The sequence below is a fragment of the Paraburkholderia sp. J69-1 genome (genome assembly GCF_905220255.1).
GTDB lineage: Bacteria > Pseudomonadota > Gammaproteobacteria > Burkholderiales > Burkholderiaceae > Paraburkholderia.
Map to the genome: position 1 here is coordinate 90,274 of NZ_CAJMZG010000013.1, position 17,804 is coordinate 108,077.

The 17,804-nt window shown below is 61.0% G+C and carries 17 protein-coding genes; 6 read left to right on the forward strand and 11 right to left on the reverse strand.

What is annotated here, in order from left to right; translation table 11 throughout:
* Nucleotides 1–286 precede the first annotated feature (286 nt).
* Together U5A67_RS23510 and U5A67_RS23515 are read left to right on the forward strand one after the other, a co-directional pair.
* Nucleotides 287–1,249 (forward strand): D-glycerate dehydrogenase, encoded by a 963-nt coding sequence (locus U5A67_RS23510; RefSeq protein ID WP_321816063.1) that lies wholly within the window; start codon nt 287–289, stop codon nt 1,247–1,249.
* 127 nt (nt 1,250–1,376) lie between these two features.
* Complete coding sequence (locus tag U5A67_RS23515; protein WP_205986015.1) at nt 1,377–1,601, forward strand: hypothetical protein; 225 nt, start codon at nt 1,377–1,379, stop codon at nt 1,599–1,601.
* Between the two features lie 57 nt (nt 1,602–1,658).
* Here U5A67_RS23515 and U5A67_RS23520 read toward each other — a convergent pair whose 3' ends face one another.
* Entirely contained in the window at nt 1,659–3,203 is a 1,545-nt protein-coding gene (locus U5A67_RS23520) for a methyl-accepting chemotaxis protein (protein WP_321816064.1), read from the reverse strand.
* Nucleotides 3,204–3,521: 318 nt separating this feature from the next.
* Between U5A67_RS23520 and U5A67_RS23525 the strand changes: the two genes are divergently transcribed.
* From U5A67_RS23525 to U5A67_RS23535, 3 genes are all read left to right on the forward strand, one after another.
* Entirely contained in the window at nt 3,522–4,811 is a 1,290-nt protein-coding gene (locus U5A67_RS23525; RefSeq protein WP_205986017.1) for an MFS transporter, read from the forward strand.
* Nucleotides 4,812–4,881: 70 nt separating this feature from the next.
* The gene (locus U5A67_RS23530; protein WP_321816065.1) at nt 4,882–6,093 is read left to right on the forward strand and encodes a M20 aminoacylase family protein; all 1,212 of its coding nucleotides are present in this window, start codon (nt 4,882–4,884) and stop codon (nt 6,091–6,093) included.
* A 146-nt stretch (nt 6,094–6,239) separates the two neighbouring features.
* Complete coding sequence (locus U5A67_RS23535) at nt 6,240–6,467, forward strand: hypothetical protein (RefSeq protein WP_321816066.1); 228 nt, start codon at nt 6,240–6,242, stop codon at nt 6,465–6,467.
* Between the two features lie 13 nt (nt 6,468–6,480).
* Here U5A67_RS23535 and U5A67_RS23540 read toward each other — a convergent pair whose 3' ends face one another.
* The 7 genes from U5A67_RS23540 to U5A67_RS23570 form a co-directional block, all read right to left on the reverse strand.
* Nucleotides 6,481–6,813 carry a hypothetical protein gene (locus U5A67_RS23540; protein ID WP_321816067.1) on the reverse strand — a complete coding sequence of 111 codons (333 nt, stop codon included), beginning with the start codon at nt 6,811–6,813 and terminating at the stop codon, nt 6,481–6,483.
* 137 nt (nt 6,814–6,950) lie between these two features.
* Nucleotides 6,951–8,120: an ABC transporter ATP-binding protein gene (locus U5A67_RS23545; protein ID WP_321816068.1), complete on the reverse strand. Its 1,170-nt coding sequence runs from the start codon at nt 8,118–8,120 to the stop codon at nt 6,951–6,953.
* Nucleotides 8,117–8,770, reverse strand: coding sequence for an ABC transporter permease (locus tag U5A67_RS23550; RefSeq protein WP_205986022.1), 654 nt, complete (start codon nt 8,768–8,770; stop codon nt 8,117–8,119). Before U5A67_RS23550 ends, U5A67_RS23545 begins: the two co-directional genes overlap by 4 nt.
* Before the next feature lie 10 nt (nt 8,771–8,780).
* Entirely contained in the window at nt 8,781–9,692 is a 912-nt protein-coding gene (locus U5A67_RS23555) for a glycine betaine ABC transporter substrate-binding protein (RefSeq protein WP_415767911.1), read from the reverse strand.
* Entirely contained in the window at nt 9,689–10,405 is a 717-nt protein-coding gene (locus U5A67_RS23560) for an ABC transporter permease (RefSeq protein WP_321816069.1), read from the reverse strand. Before U5A67_RS23560 ends, U5A67_RS23555 begins: the two co-directional genes overlap by 4 nt.
* Before the next feature lie 679 nt (nt 10,406–11,084).
* Nucleotides 11,085–12,413, reverse strand: a complete 1,329-nt coding sequence (locus U5A67_RS23565; protein WP_321816070.1) for an FAD-binding oxidoreductase — start codon at nt 12,411–12,413, stop codon at nt 11,085–11,087.
* Nucleotides 12,414–12,521: 108 nt separating this feature from the next.
* Nucleotides 12,522–13,838, reverse strand: a complete 1,317-nt coding sequence (locus U5A67_RS23570) for an MFS transporter (protein WP_321816071.1) — start codon at nt 13,836–13,838, stop codon at nt 12,522–12,524.
* A 336-nt stretch (nt 13,839–14,174) separates the two neighbouring features.
* Between U5A67_RS23570 and U5A67_RS23575 the strand changes: the two genes are divergently transcribed.
* Nucleotides 14,175–15,185 (forward strand): aldo/keto reductase, encoded by a 1,011-nt coding sequence (locus U5A67_RS23575; protein WP_321816072.1) that lies wholly within the window; start codon nt 14,175–14,177, stop codon nt 15,183–15,185.
* Nucleotides 15,186–15,199: 14 nt separating this feature from the next.
* Here the strand turns inward: U5A67_RS23575 and U5A67_RS23580 are convergent, their stop codons facing one another.
* The 3 genes from U5A67_RS23580 to U5A67_RS23590 form a co-directional block, all read right to left on the reverse strand.
* Nucleotides 15,200–16,105, reverse strand: coding sequence for a LysR family transcriptional regulator (locus U5A67_RS23580; RefSeq protein WP_205986027.1), 906 nt, complete (start codon nt 16,103–16,105; stop codon nt 15,200–15,202).
* Between the two features lie 73 nt (nt 16,106–16,178).
* The gene (locus tag U5A67_RS23585; protein WP_321816073.1) at nt 16,179–16,646 is read right to left on the reverse strand and encodes a hypothetical protein; all 468 of its coding nucleotides are present in this window, start codon (nt 16,644–16,646) and stop codon (nt 16,179–16,181) included.
* A gap of 291 nt (nt 16,647–16,937) precedes the next feature.
* Nucleotides 16,938–17,792: an SDR family NAD(P)-dependent oxidoreductase gene (locus tag U5A67_RS23590; protein ID WP_321816074.1), complete on the reverse strand. Its 855-nt coding sequence runs from the start codon at nt 17,790–17,792 to the stop codon at nt 16,938–16,940.
* Between the last annotated feature and the right edge of the window lie 12 nt (nt 17,793–17,804).

The following is a 17,804-nucleotide window of genomic DNA, read 5'->3' on the forward strand; positions in this document are numbered from 1 at the left end:
CAATCTTGATTGGTTGAATCAACATGAAAGGTCTTTACTGCAGGGGCGCCCATCAGGGATTGTCCCGATGCAGTGCGGGAGCGGAGGAGGGCGCGACAGGCGCAACGGCAGACCAGGGAATACGCGAATTTCGAATACGCGAATTTCGCCCATCAATTAAGGGCCAAAACTCAATGGCAGAGCACGCCAGGACAAGCAAGGAATAAGTTGATTGATCGAATCAAGATTGACGCGCTGGCATGCGTCTTCGTAGTCTCTCCCCGTCTCTCGACCAAAGGAAAGCACCATGCCGGACAATCACCGCACCAGGCTCCTCATCGCACGCAAGGTTCCCACTGCCGTTGCCCAGAGAGCAGAAACTGAATTCCACGCTTACGTGACCGACGCCGATATGGACGCCTGGTCCGTGGTCGACTTTTGCACGAAGCACGCTTTGCCGGCGGTGCTGATCGGCAAAAAATCCGGGCTGCAGGCCGAACACATTGCAGCACTGCCGCCAGGCCTGAAGATCATTGCGAACGCCAGTGCAGGCGTCGATCATATGGATGTCGCGGCGGCGCGCGAGCGCGGTATCGTCGTGACTAACGCGCCCGACGCGCTAACCGAATGCACCGCCGATTTCACATTGCTGCTCATGCTCGCTGCGTGCCGTCGCGCGGCGGAATATGAGCGCATCATGCGGGCAGGTTGGGGCAAATCGTTCGGCATGACCGATATGCTCGGCACGCGATTGAATGGCAAGACGCTGGGTATCGTCGGCTTTGGGCGCATTGGCCGCGCCGTTGCGCGGCGCGCGCAGGGTTTTGGCATGCGTGTGATTTACACCGATATCCAGCGCGCAGCGCCTGCCGTTGAAAATGGCGCAGCGTTCTACGAGAGCCTCGAAGCGATGCTGCCGCACAGCCAGGTGTTGACGCTGCACGTGCCGGGCGGCGGTCTGCCTGTCATGACCGGCAAGGAATTCGGACTCCTGCCGAAAGGTGCCGTATTCGTGAACGCTGCGCGTGGGGCACTCGTGGATGAAGATGCGCTGTATGCAGCGTTGACATCCGGGCAACTCTTTGGCGCGGGGCTGGATGTCTATCGCAACGAGCCGAATGTGGACCCGCGTTTCGCCAGCCTCGACAACGTATTTCTCACTCCGCATATGGCGAGCGCCACGATCGAAACGCGCGATCAGATGGGCTTCACGGCGCTAGATAATATTGCTGCGGTGCTCAAGGGTGAGGCAGCGTTGAATCCGGTTTGAATGGGTGGGGCGATCAGCGCTCACCCTGCACACAGCCGCATCAACTCTCGAATTCATTCGATATTAAGCGCGCTACCTGCTGCCTATCCTGCTACCTGTCTCGCAAGAAAGTGAAAAGGAGCAGGTAATGGTCACGACGTTCAAGACCTGGATTGGAACGCAGAGCGCGCGCGGCGATGCAGTGGGCCGCCTCGCGCACGTCATCAACGCGGATATCGGTGCGCCCGAAGGGCTCTGGAAGGCGAACTGGCTGGATCATCTGGCGCTGCGCAAGGCCGGACCTGGTGCGACGGCAGCGTTTGAACAAGCGTGGGAAGAATACTCGCTCGCGTTTCTGGACAAGTATCGCTAGCCGGCATGCTCTGCGCGATAACCTTCGCGCAGAGCATGGGCAAACGCTAAAACGCTATCAGACGACCTTGAACACACCCACGGCGTCGCGCAATGCGTCGGCCTGCTCGGTCAGCGACATCGCCGCCGCCGCGGCTTCCTCGACCAGCGCCGCGTTCTGCTGCGAAACCTGATCCATCTGCGAGACGGCGAGATTGACCTGTTCGATGCCGTCGCGCTGCTCCTCTGAAGCGTTGGCAATTTCGGTGATGATGGTGTTCACGCGGGTGATCGAATCGCCGATCTCGCTCATCGTCACGCCTGCCGAGCGCACATATTGCGCGCCGGACGCCACGTGTTCCACCGATTCGCCAATCAAGGTCTTGATCTCTTTCGCGGCCGCCGCCGAACGCTGCGCCAGCGAACGCACTTCGCCTGCCACGACCGCAAAACCACGACCTTCTTCGCCGGCGCGCGCCGCTTCAACGGCGGCATTGAGCGCGAGAATATTGGTCTGGAACGCGATGCCTTCGATAATGCCGGTGATTTCCGCGATCTTTTGCGAACTGCGGTCGATGCGATCCATCGTCTGCACCGCATCGCCGACGACCAGCGTACCGCGTCCGACCACTTCCTGCGCGCTGCCCGCAAGCGACTGCGCCGTGCGCGCGTGTTCGGTGTTCTGCTTCACCGTCGCCGTCAATTGTTCCATGCTGGCAGCGGTTTCCTGCAGCGATGCGGCCTGTTCTTCGGTGCGTTGCGAAAGATCATCGTTACCGGCGGCGATCTGGCGCGTGGCGGTCGCGATCGATTCCGAACTGTGCGTGACCTTGCGCACCGTACGCGCGAGTTCTTCCTGCATCACTTGCAGACCGGCAACCAACTGGCCCATTTCATCCTGCGAGCGTACTTCCAGACGCGCGCTCAGATCGCCGGCCGCGATGCGCTGCAGCGCGCCAAGCACGTTGGCCAGCGGCACCGCAATCGCGCGATGCAGGCCGATTGCACAGACCATCGCCACAGCCATTCCGATCACGATCAGCGCGATGCTGCCCACGCGCAACGCCGCATAGAAGTCCGTCGCGCCATCGAATGTCTGCTGGCCTCGCGCCTTTTGCGATTGTTCCAGCGCCGCCGACGCCTTCGTGAGCGCCACCGATAACGGCGGAATGCGCTTCATCGCAATGTCGTCCTGCGCCGCGCGATCCCCTTGTTTAACCGCTGCCATCAGCGGCTGGATGCCTTGTTCGAGCATCGCGCCCAGGGCCGTTTGCACCTGATCGGCGAGCGCCTGTTCGTCGGCATCGTGCGGCAGTGCGCGATAGCTTTCCCACGCTTTGTGCGACGTGTCGAGATAGGTCTGCGCCTTGTCGAGCAGTTGCGGCACGTCCGGCGAATCGGGGTGCAACAGAATGCGGTCGAGCGTGGTGCGCGCGATCGTCAGATTGAGATTCGATTTGCCGATGTCGATCGCGGCGGCAAGCTGATTCGAATAGGCGTAGCCAAGCGCCGCATTCGAATGCGACATGCCGACCAGACCGGCAACGCCGGCCGCGACGATCAATGCGGCCAGAACGCCGACTGCAATGCGCAGCCGGACGGAAATAGAGAGTCGGGCAAACACGCGGTTAGCTCCAGGCACCCTTATGGGGCGACGTTTATCGAATATTTGGATGGGTGGTCTTGAACGCACGCGTGGGCTGCGGGCGCGCGCTCTAGTGGTTAACGACAGGTGGCGGGGGAACTGAAGGCGTGAGTAAAGAAAGCGGAAATTGGGACTATTCCTCAGTCAAATACCCCATCGATTCCATCCAGTTATCACGATGAAAATTTCTCACTTCTTTCAAAAACCCACCAGGCCTGAATATCGATTTGCGCCTGGCCGTTGGCGCATTTCAACTCGCACGAACGCGACGATCAACCTTGCCCGCGGAGATCCGCCATGAATGACGTTACGCTCGGCGCTGCCGCCGCCGTCCCCACGCCGGCGCGCCAGAGCCAGTTTCGCCTGATCGCCGCCTGTTCGATCGGCAATGCGCTCGAAATGTACGACTTCACCGTCTACAGTTTTTTTGCCCTCCTGATCGGCCACCTCTTTTTCCCCACGGATAGCCCCTACGGTTCGCTGCTGCTCGCGGTGGCGACATTCGGCATTGGCTTTGTCATGCGTCCGCTGGGCGGCCTCGTGATCGGCAGCTACGCTGACCGGCGCGGGCGCAAGGCAGCCATGACGCTCACCATCGCGCTGATGGTGGGCGGCACGCTCTGCATCGCCTTTGCGCCTACCTATCAGCAGGCGGGCGTGGTGGGTTCGCTCGTGCTGCTCGCGGGCCGTCTTTTGCAGGGCTTTTCGTTGGGCGGCGAAATTGGCGCCTCGACGTCCATGCTGATGGAATCGGGCTCGGTCGCGCAGCGCGGCTTTCGCGTGAGCTGGCAACTGGGCAGCCAGGGCATTTCGGCGCTGCTGGGTGCGCTCACGGGCGCCACGCTTTACGCAACGCTCACGCCCGCCGCGCTGGAAAGCTGGGGCTGGCGCCTGCCGTTTCTCGGCGGCCTGCTGATTGCACCGGTGGGTCTGTATATCCGCTCGAAACTCGACGAAACGCACGAAGCCGAACCCGATGCCCCCAGCCCGCTCGGCACGCTGATGCGCGAGCACGGCGACAAGGTGATCAAGGGCATTCTCGCGGTCACGGCGGGCACCGTCGGCATGTATCTGGTGGTGTTTTTCATGCCCACTTACATGATTCGCGTGCTCAAGATGCCGCCTTCGCTGTCGCTGCTTTCGGGCTGCGCAACGGGCATCACCATGCTGATCGCCTCGCTGGTCTCCGGCCGTCTTGCCGATCGCCTCGCGCAGCGCAAGCCGCTCGTCATGGGCGCGATCGTGTTCAATCTGCTGGCCGTGGTGCCCGCGTTCTGGCTGATGGCGCACTATCCGAGCGTGCCGCTCGTGCTGCTGCTTTCGGTGATTCTGACCGCTGCTTCGAATCTCGGCTCCACGCCGATGCTGCTCGTGCTGATGGAAATGCTGCCCACGTCGGTGCGCGCCAGTGGACTTTCGGTGATCTACAGCGTGGGCGTGACGGTATTCGGCGGCAGCTCGCAATTCATTGTCACCTGGTTGATCGCGAAGACCGGTAATCCGCTTGCGCCTGCCTTGTATATGGTTGCGTGCGGGCTGGTGACGCTGTGTGCGGTGGGGAGCATTCGCGAACGCCGCATCAGTTGAACCGGTTTCGATTGCAGGTGAGATGCCATAAAGCTGTATCGCCACGAGACGCTCAGGAGGAAACACAAAGATGAAACGCGAAAATACGCTTACGCCGTTCCAGTTGTTGCCCACGCTGTTGCCGGAAATCGAAATCGACGCTGAAGAGTTCGTCGGGATTCGTCGCCAGATTCATTCGCAGCCCGAACTAGGATTCGAAGTGGGCGCGACGGCGAAGCTCGTTGCCATGCTGCTGGAAAAATGGGGCTATGAAGTGCATACGGGCGTGGGCCGTAGCGGCGTGGTTGGCCAGTTGAAGGTGGGCGCGGGCACGCGCCGTCTGGGTATTCGCGCCGATATGGACGCGCTGCCTATCGTCGAAAACACCGGTCTGCCGTATGCCAGCCAGAACGCAGGCAAGATGCACGCGTGTGGTCACGACGGTCATACGGCGATTCTGCTCGCGGCAGCCAAGCGGCTCGCTCAGGCGCGCGATTTCAACGGCACGCTCAATCTCATCTTTCAGCCCGACGAGGAAAACCTCTGTGGCGCGAAGGCGATGATCGACGATGGTCTGTTCGAGCGCTTTCCGTGCGACGCCGTGTACGGTTTGCACAATATGCCGGGCGTGCCCGCCGGCACATTCCGCGTGCTGGAAGGATCGGTGAGTCTTTCTTCGGATGTGGCCGACGTCACGCTCAAAGGTGTGGGCGGTCACGGCGCCATGCCGCATCGCGTGAAAGATCCAATTGTTGCTGCTGCTGCAATCGTCACGGCCTTGCAGACTGTCGTTGCGCGCAATGTCGCTCCCGACGATACCGCCGTGGTCTCGGTCGGTTTCATCCGCGGCGGCGCCACGCATAACGTGATTCCAGAAACGGTGACATTGGGCCTGAACATTCGCGCAGCGCGCCCCGAAACGCGCGAACTGGTGGAGCAGCGCGTGCGCGACATCGTGGCGGTCACGGCGCAGGCGCATGGCGTGGAGGCGCAGATCGATTATCGTCAACTCACGCCGCCGATGGTGAACACGCCGCAGGAAACGTTGCTAGCGCAACAGGTTTGCGCGGAACTGGTGGGCGCGGAAAACGTCGTCGTGCAGGCGCCCAAGGGTTTGAACGGCAGCGAAGATTTTGCGTGGATGCTCAAGGCGGTCCCTGGCTGCTATCTGCTGCTGGGCAATGGCGAAGGGGAGTTTGGCGGCTGCATGGTGCACAACCCGGGCTACGATTTCAACGATCAGGTCTTGCCACTGGGCGCGGCGGCATGGGTGCGGCTCGCGCAACGATTCCTCGTGGAATAAAGGGCTTTCCGTACATCGCGCTAACAGCCTGCTTTCAGTAATATGCTGTATTGCACGAGGCGCGCCGACGCGGGGTAGTTAAGCTTCTCTTCAGGGAGGCTTCGCTAAGATCGGCGTGCCGTTTTCGTGTAATGGAGTGCCCCGCCATGAAGCCGCTGATCTTTGCCCAGCTACGCGCGGACCTTGTTGTTATCGCCATGACGGCGATGGTTATTCAGGCAGCGGTATTCGTAGCGATCGAATGGTTGCGCGTGCCACAGCATGTCTTCGCAACGCCTGGCTTTCGCTATGGCGTGATCGCAGCAGTCGCCGTGATGGTGCTGGTTTCGCGCTGGTTCGAACGCCGTGCCGCGCTCAATGCGGTGGCGTCGTAAGGCTTGTTACTTGTCAGGCCGCGCTGTTTTCCGCCGCGCTTTCCACATCGCTTGCGATGGCTTGCGTATGGCTTTCGCCGCTATCCACCAACCGGTCGACAAGACGGCGGCCTTCGCTGAATCCACCCATCAGCGCTTCTACCTCGGATGCAAAGACCTGCCCGGCCATGCGCTCGATGCGCAACGGGCCATGCAACGGCTGTGCATACGATTCATTCAAGTAAATCGTCAGGATAGCGACATAATCGGGCGCTGTGACGGGATTGTCCTGTGTGGACCAGGCGGGGCATTGGGCTTCGACGCTGACGTCGACGGCATGGCCGCGATGCTGATAAAGGCGTTTCATGACTGAGGCTGTGGGCGCCGCATCGGACGCGGCGTGTTGCGCATGCCTCGATTATGCGTGCGCGCAACTTAGGAAACGCTTAAGAAATGGGCCGACGCTTTTAAAAAAGCGCCGGCCCTTATTTCGTTCACACGTGATTACGCTGCCGCGTGCACGATCGGACTGGCCGTGCCGGGCGGCTGGCCGGTCTGGTGACGCGAACGGCCCGAACTCAGGTACGCGGCGATCGAATCCTGCGTGATCTCGCCGATATACGCGCCATCGGCATCGAGCACCGGCATCCACGAAGCGCTGAACTGATACATCTTCGAGAGCACCACACGCAGATTATCTTCAGCAGAAACGCTGGCCGGGAAGGGCGTCACACGATCGCCACAAACACCTTCCGTACCGCGTGCCGCCCGGCGCGTGACAAAGCCCAGTGCATGGCCCGAATCGTCCAGCACGGTCAGATAGCGCGTATCCGCTTCGTCCATCACTGCAAAGGCTTGCGCAAGCGGCGTGGTCACGCGTGCCGTTTCCGGCTGGGTGGCGGCGTCGCCGGCCTTCACCAGCAACAGGCGCTTGAGCGTGCTGTCCTGGCCGACGAACTGCGCGACGAACTCATCGCGCGGACGCGCCAGCAGCGTATCGGGATGGTCGTACTGCACGAGCTGGCCGCGACGGAACACGGCGATACGGTCGCCCAGTTTGATCGCTTCGTCGATATCGTGGCTCACCATGATCACGGTCTTCTTCAGTTGCCGCTGCATCTGGAAGAATTCGTTCTGGATGGTCTCGCGATTGATCGGGTCCACTGCGCCGAACGGTTCGTCCATCAGCAGCACAGGCGGATCGGCAGCGAGCGCGCGAATCACGCCAATACGCTGTTGCTGACCACCCGAAAGCTCACGCGGATAACGCTTCAGATACTGCTTCGGATCGAGCGCGACCATCGACATCAACTCTTTCGCGCGCTCCGCACAACGCTTTTTATCCCAACCTAGCAGACGCGGAACGACCGTGATGTTTTCTTCGATCGTCATGTTCGGGAACAGACCGATCTGCTGGATCACATAGCCAATATGGCGGCGCAGATCGACTTCGTTCAGACCCGTGGTGTCCTCGCCGTTGATCAGCACGCGGCCAGACGTGGGCTCGATCAGGCGGTTGATCATCTTCAGCGTGGTGGTCTTGCCGCAGCCCGAAGGGCCGAGAAACACGCAGATTTCCCCTTCCTGGACCGAAAGGCTCACGGCATCGACCGCCTTCACGGGCTGGCCGCCTTTCTGCGTGAAGGTCTTGGTCAGTTTGTCGAGTTCGATCATGTCTTCTGTACTCCTTTCGGTGTCAATGCGCGTTGCAGCATCTGCAGGAACAGATCCGCAACGATGGCGAGAATGCTCACGAGCACCGCGCCTACCAGCAGTTTCATCATGCTACTCTGGCCAATCGCACGCAGGATCAGCGTACCCAGCCCGCCCGCGCCGATCACGGCCGCAATCGTCATCACGCCGATGTTCATCACCACGGCGGTACGCACACCCGCAAGAATCACGGGCACCGCGAGCGGCAGATCGACGAGACGCAGACGCTGCCACGACGTCATGCCAATACCGGTGCCGGCTTCCTTGATGCCCGCATCCACGTTATGCAGCGCGAGATAGGTGTTGCGCATGATCGGCAACAGCGAATAAAGAAACACCGCCGTAATCGCCGGCAGGGCGCCAATGCCCTGGCCGAAGCGCGAAAAGAACGGAATCATCAGCCCGAACAGCGCGATGGACGGCAGCGTCAGCACGATGGTGGCGACGCTGAGCAGCGGCCCGGCGAGCCATTGATGCCGATTGATCAGCACGCCCAGCGGTACGCCCACGATGATCGCGCAACCGACGGCGATACCCACGAGATAGATATGCTGCAACGTCAGTTGCAGAAGATCGGGCCAGCTCGAAGCGAGATAGTCGAATACGTTCATACGGTCTCCTTCAAGGCAGCGGATGCGCGCGCAGGAAGTCCTGCGCCACTTCGCGCGGCGGCTTGCCGTCGAGGTCCACGGCCTTGTTCATGTCCTGCATGACTTCGTTGTTGAGCGCGGCCGAAAGGGCATTGAGTTGCGCAGCAAGCTTGGGGTTCTGCTCGAGTGCGCTTTTGCGCACCACCGGCACGGCGTTGTACGGCGGGAAGTAGTGCTTGTCGTCTTCCAGCGGCACGATGCCGAAACCCTTCACGCGGCCATCGGTCGTATAAACGAGGCCGATCTTCAACTGATTGTTATGCAGCGCCGTGTAGACGAGACCCGGGTCCATCTGCTTCATCTGCGAACGCTTGAAGTGCATGCCGTAGGTATCGAGAAACGGCTTGAGGCCATCGGGGCGATTGGCGAATTCGGCATCCATGCCAAACACAATATGTCTGGCTTCGGGATTCGTCTTCAGATAATCGGCAAGCTGCGAAACCGTCTTGATACCCGATGATTCGGCGAACTGGCGCGGCAGGCCCAGCGCATAGGTATCGTTGAGCGAGGAAGCATTGAGCCAGACCAGACCGCGCGGCGCGTCGAGCGCTTTCACGCGCTGGTACATGGCCTCGGGCCCGAGTTTGTCGGTGAGCTTGTCGTAGACCAGCGCGGCCGTACCCGTGTAATCCCAGACGAGATCGAACTGGCCGTTTTCGAGCGCACTGCGCATGAGCGTGCTGCCCAGACCCGAGCGCACTTCCACGTCGTAGCCGCGCGAACGCAGATATTGCGCCGTGACTTCGGCCAGCACGTATTGCTCGGTAAAGTTCTTCGCGCCCAACACGATCTTGCTGGCGAAGGCGCTGCTGCTCGCTGCAGCACACAGCACGCCAATCGCGCAGAGGCTGGCGAAACGTCGAATCGTACTCCGAATCATCATACGAAGCCTCCGTGACGGAGCAGCCATTGACGGCTACCGGTCGCGACGATGCCGTCGAGCAGGAGCGCAAGGATCGCGGTGAATGCGGCGCCCAGCAACAGCAGCGGTTCGTTGTCGAGATAGATGCCGGGGAAGATCAACGAGCCCAGACTGTCCGCGCCAATCAGATAGGCGAGCGGTGCCGTGCCCACATTGATCGCGAGCGCGGTGCGAATGCCGCCCACGATGATCGGAAGGGCATTGGGCAACTCCACGCGGGTGAGCGATTGCCAGCCCGTCATGCCGATACCTTTGGCGGCTTCGCGCAGCGAACCCGGCACGTTCTTCACCCCTTCGTAGCTGTTACGCGTGATCGGTAACAACGAGGCGAGGAACAAGGCAACGATAGCCGGAATATTGCCGATGCCGAAAATGCCCAGCGCAATGGCCAGCACGGCAAGCGAGGGAATCGTATTGCCGATGTTGAAAATCTGCATGAAGCGTTCAGCCTGGCGCTGAAAGCGCGGCCTGCTCAGCAGCACGCCGGCGGGCACGCCGACAAGGATGGCAAGCACCATCGAATAGCCGACCAGCAGCATATGCTGGCCCGCGTAATACGCGAGATCTCCCGCATGGGCGCGGAAAGTATCGGCGCCGATGCCGCGGGCAAGCGCCCAGGCGATAACGGCTAGTGCGATCAGGCTGCCCACTACCTGGACAGTGCGTCGATTCATGAAGATACGCCTCCTCAAACTCGGTGCAGCGCGTAAAAAGCGGAAAGCAATGCGCTGCGAAGACGCCAGATGGCGCCGCGAATGGAAGTTCGTGATCCCGGCAAGGCCGCGATTGAACTGACGGAAACAGTCCTTGCCGGCTGCGATCGTGCGCAGCGGGGAGTCGAGTGAACGCGTAGCGGCGTTCGTCTGATTGTCATGTTCAGCCCGGCGTAGCGAAAAGCGTGCCCGGGCAGGGCGCCGTCTATGAAAAAGACGACATGAATGCGGTGGAAACCGGCGATGACTCTCTGGGCCGGATTTCAAACCGCTGGAGCCGGAGGCCCCCTGGAGGTGGCGAAACGGATGCGCGCGCAACGAAGCGCGAACTTGCCTTCCGTTTCGCACAAGATCGTGCGTTTTGTAAAGAAGTTGAACCGAGTATAGAGCAATCAATTAAGCGCGTCTACCATAGGGATCGATCATAGTGAATTGCAGACGATAGAAAGAGGGCTATAAAAGCGGCATATCACGTCATATCGGGTAAATAATACGGATGCCGAAATAAATGAATCGTGTATGTTTTTCCGGGATGCACATTCTTCTGCTGAAATCGAGAGGAAAACAAAAAGGGCGGTGCGCTGAAATGCTGCACCGCCCTGAGCGTGAACGTAGCCGCGTGGGCCGCGCTCGTGCGATATCAGATCTCGCCGCCGGGCACGATCGGCATGCCGGGTGCGAAACGGTCCAGCGAGAACGGTGCGAGGTCGATGCCGGCATCACGGCCAATTGCGATATCGGCGGCAGCGCGCCCCGCCGCCGGGCCGATACCGAAACCGTGGCCCGAAAAGCCCGTTGCCACCGTCAAGCCTGGAATCGTTGCGCTCGCACCGATATACGGAATGATGTCCGGCGTGACATCCATATAACAGGCCCATTCCTGCACGACCTGCGCATCCTTGAATGCCGGAAAAAGCCGCGTCATGCTGGCCATTGCCGCCGCCACGCCGCGTTGCGAAGGTGTGGGGTCCATGGTGCGTGTGCGCTCGAACGGGCTGCGTTGGTCGGATTGCCAGCCGGGCCGGTCGCGGAATTCGCGCAGCGCCGCAGCATCGAAACGTGGGCGGATCGTGCGCCAGTTCTGCTTGAGCAAGGGCACATATTCGCGCAGAAAACGCAGGCCATTGGGGCTCGCCGGGGTATAGCGATGGCCGGCGTAACCGATCGTATAGCCGCCATCGAGGCGCTTGCGATAACCAATATCGCCGAGCCAGCCGCACGTGAGCGGCCCGTCGTCAACCGGCGAAGTACGCAGCACGGTGCCCAGCACTTTCAATTGCGGCAGGCGCACGCCCTCGTGTGCGCAGAACAGGCTCGACCATGCGCCGCCCGCGAGAATCACCGCATCGCAGCCGATGCGGCCACGGCTTGTAATCACACCGGAAACTCGGCCCGCAGAACGTTCGAGCGCACGGACCGAGCAATGCGCGACGATGGTCGCGCCGCGCGCCTGTGCCGCGCGCGCGAGGGCAGGCGCAGCGCGTTGCGGTTCGGCACGGCCATCGGTGGGCACGAACAGGCCTGCGCGGAAACTGCGCGATGCACCCGGCAGCAGTTTCGCGAGATCGGCACCGCGCAGCATGCGGGCGCCGGTGTCGTAGCCGCTTGCGTCGTCGAACCATTGCTGGAAACCGGCCTCGTCTGCTTCGCTTTCGCCGATATAAAGCACGCCGCATTCGCGATAACCTACATCGGCGCCCACGGTCTCGCTCATTGCGCGCCAGTGGCGCATGCTTTCGGTGATGAGCGGCATCTCGCGCATATCGCGGCCTGCCTGGCGGCACCAACCCCAGTTGCGGCTCGATTGCTCGCCGGCCACATAGCCTTTCTCGCAGAGCACGACACTCACGCCCTGCGAGGCCAGATGCCACGCCGCCGATACGCCGATAATCCCGCCGCCGACGATGACCACGTCCGCACGCGCGGGAAGCACCTCGGCCGAGGGCACGGCGTCCACATACGGTCCCATCCTGTCTTCCTTGTTAGCGGGCGGCACGCTATAGCAGCATGCCGCCGTATTTTTACTTGAGCCAGGAAGTATAAGGGCAGGGCATTGAATAGACGTGCATAGACACGCTCAGGTTGCGGGCACTACCGTGCGGCGCGCCATGAACCAGTAGAACAGTGCGGCGCAACCGGCGATGGCGCCGCCGATCACGAATGCCAGCGTGTACGAGCCTGTGCGATCGACAATAAAGCCTGCAGCTACGGGTGAAAATGCGCCGCCAAAATAGCCGCCAAAATTCTGGATCGCGCTGACCGATGCAATCATCGAACGCGGCGCGATATCGCCCGCAAGCGCCCATGCATTGCCGATAGTCGCCGCGATACACGCGAGACCGACTGTCATCAGCGTAATGGTCGCGTCAATCGATTGCACGAACGGCAGCGCAATCGCGCAAAGCGCTGCGCCCAGCGAGCAGATCACGATCAAGATGCGCTTGGCGACCATCGGCGTTGCCACGCCGCGATCGACGAGTCGTGCGGCAATAAAGCCTGCAATGATTTCACCGGCCGCGCCGCCGAACCACGGAATACTCGCGTAAAAGCCCAGTTGTATAAGTGAAATATGAAAGCGGTCGATCAGATACAACGGCAGAAACACCAGAAAGAGATTCCACAGCCAGATGGCGCAGAAGTAGCCCAGGATCATGCCCCACACGCTTTGCGAGGCGAACAGCGAGCGCCATTTGATGGGCGCGCTGTCGAGCGAATGTTCATGACCGCCGCCGCCCGCTTCGATATAGGCGAATTCTTCGCGCGAGAGACGCTGGCTTTGCGCCGGATTGCGATAGAGCAGCAGGAATAGCGCAGCGAATACGATGCCGAGTGCGCCCGTCACATGAAACAGCGAACGCCAGCCAAACGCGATCATCAGCGCGACCAGCACAGCGGGCGCGAGCGCCGGGCCCCATTTCGAGGACGAATCCCAGATGCCGGTGGCAAAGCCGCGCTCTTTCGCGGGAAACCACGCGGCCGTGATCTTGGCCGAGGTGGGCCAGCACGGCGCCTCGCCCACGGCCAGCAGCACGCGCATGAGCACGAGTCCCGCAACGGACCCAACAATGCCCGTGAGCCACGTTGCCACGCTCCACCAGATCATGCCGATTGCGTAGACGCGCCTGGCGCCGAAGCGGTCGATGATCCAGCCAGCCGGCAATTGCATGACCGCATAGGTCCATGAAAACACCGTGCCAAGCAGGCCAATCTGTGTACGTGTGAGACCGAGATCGTGAATCATGCCGGGCGCGGCAATGGCCAGATTCGCGCGATCCAGGTAGTTGATGATGCCGCCGATGAGCAGCCAGACCAGCACGTGCCAGCGAAAATTGGCGCGTGTCGTAGTGGAAGCAGCAGAAGAAGCAGAAGCGTTCGCAACAAGCTTATCGTCCATCACGTCTCCGGTTTTTTTGTGTGTACCCAGAATGTGGGAAAGCGCGCGTACAACGGTTTCATGCGTCCGCTCCATTCTGCGCTATTGTTGCCGGGGCGAAAAGTAGGGCGATAACTACCGCGCTTTCGATGGATCGAATATAGAAAGGATGGCGAACTAAATGGCGCGCGAAACAGATCGATCCGCCTGGCGTCACCGGTCCGTCAATTCATGAGACGGGTTCATGAAAGCATGCCGATTCATGGTCTTTATCCCGCGACAGATCTGGTTTCTAATGCGGATGTTATGCAGATCTGGCCGTCGTGCCGGCGTGCAGTCATTTTGGAGTGAAAGCAGATGGACTATCGCAATCTTGGCCGTAGCGGCCTCAAGGTATCGCCGTTGTGTCTCGGCGCCATGATGTTCGGCGGCGAAACCGACGAAGCGACATCAAGGCGCATCATCGAGAAAGCCTTCGAACAAGGTGTCAACTTTGTCGACACGGCTGATGTCTACCACGCAGGCCGCTCCGAGGAAATCGTGGGACGTGCCATTACCGCGCATCGCGACGATTGGGTTGTCGCCACGAAATTCGGTTACGCGGCCGGTCCGGCACAAGGCCCGAACCGCCAGGGCCAGTCGCGCAAATGGATTTATCAGAGCGTGGAGGAAAGCCTCAAACGGCTCGGCACCGACTATATCGACGTGCTTTATTTCCATCGCGCGCTGCCCGATCTGCCGCTCGAAGAAAGCGTGCGCGCCGTGGGCGATCTGATTCGCCAGGGTAAAGTGCGTTATTACGGGTTGTCGAATTTCCGGGGTTGGCGCATTGCCGAAGTCGCGCGTATTGCCGATCAACTCGGCATCGATCGCCCAGTGGCGAGCGAACCGCTTTACAACATCGTCGATCGTAGTGCCGAAGTCGAACAATTGCCCGCCGCCGCGCACTATGGATTGGGCGTGGTGCCTTATAGCCCGCTCGCGCGCGGCGTGCTGACCGGCAAGTACACGCCCGACGCGCCGCCGCCCGCCGATAGCCGCGTGGGGCGTGGCGACCGTCGCATCCAGCAGACGGAATGGCGCGCCGAATCGCTGCAGATCGCGCAACGTATTGCGGAATATGCCGCGCAGCGCGGCACGAATGCGATTGCGTTTGCGCTGGCGTGGGTGCTCAACAACCGTCTCGTGAGTTCGACGATCGCGGGTCCACGCACCGAAGCGCATTGGGACAGCTATATGCAGGCGCTCGAATTGAAACTCGATGCCGAAGACGAACGCTTTATCGATAGCCTCGTGCCGCCGGGTCATGTTTCCACGCCCGGCTATACGGACCCTAACTATCCGATCGAAGGCCGTCGTAGTTTCTGAGCGCGCAGGCTTGATCAAGCCTGGAGTTTGCCGCGATAACGTAGCGCGTCGATGACCAGACCCAGCGCGCGCGACGATTGCCGACGGCTCGGGTAATACGCGTGATAGCCGGGAAACACCGGGCACCAGTCCTTGAGTACGCTCTTGAGCTGGCCCGCCCGGATATACGGCAGCGCGACATCCTCTGGCATAAAGGCGAGGCCGAAGCCGCCCAGCGCCGCATGCAGCATTTGCGGAATCGTATTGAAGATGAGCTGGCCGTCCACGCGAACCTGCAGATCGTGGTCGTCCTTCTTCAGTTCCCACGCGTACAGGCCGCCTGCGCTGGTCAGGCGCAGCGTGATGCAGTCGTGCTTGAGCAGATCCTGCGGCGTTCTGGGCGCTTTCTGCTTCGCCAGATACTCGGGCGAGCCGACAATCGCCATCTTCAGATCGGGTGCGATGCGTACGGCGATCATGTCCTTCGCGACCTGATCGCCGGTGCGCACGCCAATGTCGAATCGATCGGCGACGATATCGCGCAGCCCGTAATCCACGCTGATTTCCACCTTGATGTCCGGGTAGGCGGGCAGAAAATCCTTGAGCTTTGGCCAGATCACCGTTTCGACAGTGTGGTCCGTCGCCGTGATGCGAATGGTGCCGGCGGGCTTGTCGCGCAGGTCGGCGAGTGCAGCGAGTTCGGTGTCGATCTGTTCGAAGCGCGGTGCCACGGCCTGAAACAGGCGCTCTCCCGCTTCGGTCGTGGAGACGCTGCGCGTCGTGCGCGTGAGCAGACGCAGACCAAGCCGCGTTTCGAGTGCGCGTATCGTGTGGCTGAGTGCCGATTGCGATACGCCCAGTTGGGCGGCCGCGCGCGTAAAGCTGCGTTCGCGCGCGACGGCAATAAAGGCCAGCAGATCGTTGAAATTTTCGCGCGGCATATAAAACCCGAATGCGTAGGAGTTGGTGCAGATCCTACCATTGGCGCGGCGCAGGTTCGCGGTTACGAATTGATTATTGGCGAGTCTCGTATCGTGCGATTAAAGCATTGAGATTCGCGTGCGCGAGTGATTCCCGTCGCGCGAATTCATCGGTATGAAATAAAGGCGTATGTTCGCGCAGGCTTTTGAGCGCTTGCAGACGTCCCAAACGGAACGCTTCTGCCGGATTATCTGGGTCTTGTGCCCATTCCTGCGCAATGCCCTTATCGTAATCAATCAAGCGTTCGAGCGGTGCCGCGAGAATCGCCAGATCGGCATCGAGAAATAGCAGCGCCGCGTGCTTTTGGGCCGGATCGCGTTCGCATTCGGGCGGTAGTTTATGGGTTTTCGTTGCGCGTATCCACTGCTGCGCTAACGCCAGATGAAGGGCGTGCGTGCGCAGCCAGTCTGCGGAACAATGGGCTTGTGTCACGTTCAGCAACCACGTTGCGCTGAGCGCTTCGTTATCGGCGTATTCGGGCAATGAGGTTGCGTAGACCACGTCATGGCCCCAAACGGCAAGCTCGATCGCGGGCCAGTGCGCTTCGCCGCGAAACGGTTCGAGTTGATCGAACAGTTCCGCGAGGTGCGCGAGCGTGTGATAGAAACGCTGCGGTTCGCTGTAGGCGCTTTCTATAAGCGGCCACACCGTGGGCGTGCCGAAGCACGCATCGCAGGAGGCGCGCAACGATGCCAGTGCTGAGGGAGCGAGTGTCGTCATGCGCGCAGGGTATCACTGAACGCGCACTGAACGCACAACGAACGCACAATCAACGCCCCTACCGCGCGCGAATCAGGCAACGATAGCCGGATGTGCCTGCACCGGTCCGCCCAGTTGCTCGCGATGCGAAGGCGGCTGGCGTCCGTCGATATCGGTAATACCATATTCGCGCGCGAGTTCCGCACCGACCAGCACGAGGCCGGATTTAGCCGCGCGCTGCGGATCGCGATAAAGCGCATCGATAAGACGACCCGTAAATTGCGGGCTTTCCGCGAGTTCGCTGAAGCCCGCATACTGTTCGGGATGGGCGGCGATCACGCGCGCGGTGCGTTCGGTCTGCAGCATGCCCATCCAGATCGAGACGGCCGCTACATTGAATGCACGCAGATCGACCGCCATATCCTTGGCGAATTTATCCACGCCCACTTTCTGCGCGCCGTACGCCGCGCCGTGCATATAACAGCTCGCGCCAAACGACGAAGTAAACGCGATCAAGCCATTGCGTTGCGCCGCCATCAGCTTTGCCGCGTGCCAACTCGCGACATAAGCCGAGCGCAGCCCGACGTCGAGAATATCGACCATCTCCAGCGGTTTTTCCCAGAACGGCGCGGGGCGGATCAACTCGTCGTGCAGCACGGTGGCGTTATTCACGAGCACATCCAGCCGTCCTTGCTCCGCGCGAATGCGGGCGAAGGCGGCTTCGACCTGGGCATCGTCGGCGTGATCGCAGGGCAGGGCGATGCCGCGCCCGCCCAGCCGGTCGATTTCGGCGGCGGTTGCGTGGATGGTGCCGGGCAAGGGCGCATCGCCTTCGTGCTGCGAGCGGCCGGTGACATAAACGGTGGCGCCGGCCGCGCCCAGCGCGAGCGCAATGCCTTTGCCCGCGCCGCGCGAAGCGCCGGTAACGAGCGCGATGATTGGATTCATGGTTGTGTGTTC

Excerpts from the sequence above, each read along its gene's own strand:
- U5A67_RS23510 (WP_321816063.1), top strand. The coding sequence starts at position 287 with ATGCCGGACAATCACCGCACCAGGCTCCTCATCGCACGCAAGGTTCCC.
- U5A67_RS23570 (WP_321816071.1), bottom strand. The coding sequence starts at position 13,838 with ATGGACGATAAGCTTGTTGCGAACGCTTCTGCTTCTTCTGCTGCTTCC.
- U5A67_RS23515 (WP_205986015.1), top strand. The coding sequence starts at position 1,377 with ATGGTCACGACGTTCAAGACCTGGATTGGAACGCAGAGCGCGCGCGGC.
- U5A67_RS23560 (WP_321816069.1), bottom strand. The coding sequence starts at position 10,405 with ATGAATCGACGCACTGTCCAGGTAGTGGGCAGCCTGATCGCACTAGCC.
- U5A67_RS23565 (WP_321816070.1), bottom strand. The coding sequence starts at position 12,413 with ATGGGACCGTATGTGGACGCCGTGCCCTCGGCCGAGGTGCTTCCCGCG.
- U5A67_RS23540 (WP_321816067.1), bottom strand. The coding sequence starts at position 6,813 with ATGAAACGCCTTTATCAGCATCGCGGCCATGCCGTCGACGTCAGCGTC.
- U5A67_RS23545 (WP_321816068.1), bottom strand. The coding sequence starts at position 8,120 with ATGATCGAACTCGACAAACTGACCAAGACCTTCACGCAGAAAGGCGGC.
- U5A67_RS23535 (WP_321816066.1), top strand. The coding sequence starts at position 6,240 with ATGAAGCCGCTGATCTTTGCCCAGCTACGCGCGGACCTTGTTGTTATC.
- U5A67_RS23550 (WP_205986022.1), bottom strand. The coding sequence starts at position 8,770 with ATGAACGTATTCGACTATCTCGCTTCGAGCTGGCCCGATCTTCTGCAA.
- U5A67_RS23575 (WP_321816072.1), top strand. The coding sequence starts at position 14,175 with ATGGACTATCGCAATCTTGGCCGTAGCGGCCTCAAGGTATCGCCGTTG.
- U5A67_RS23590 (WP_321816074.1), bottom strand. The coding sequence starts at position 17,792 with ATGAATCCAATCATCGCGCTCGTTACCGGCGCTTCGCGCGGCGCGGGC.
- U5A67_RS23555 (WP_415767911.1), bottom strand. The coding sequence starts at position 9,692 with ATGATGATTCGGAGTACGATTCGACGTTTCGCCAGCCTCTGCGCGATT.
- U5A67_RS23525 (WP_205986017.1), top strand. The coding sequence starts at position 3,522 with ATGAATGACGTTACGCTCGGCGCTGCCGCCGCCGTCCCCACGCCGGCG.
- U5A67_RS23580 (WP_205986027.1), bottom strand. The coding sequence starts at position 16,105 with ATGCCGCGCGAAAATTTCAACGATCTGCTGGCCTTTATTGCCGTCGCG.
- U5A67_RS23530 (WP_321816065.1), top strand. The coding sequence starts at position 4,882 with ATGAAACGCGAAAATACGCTTACGCCGTTCCAGTTGTTGCCCACGCTG.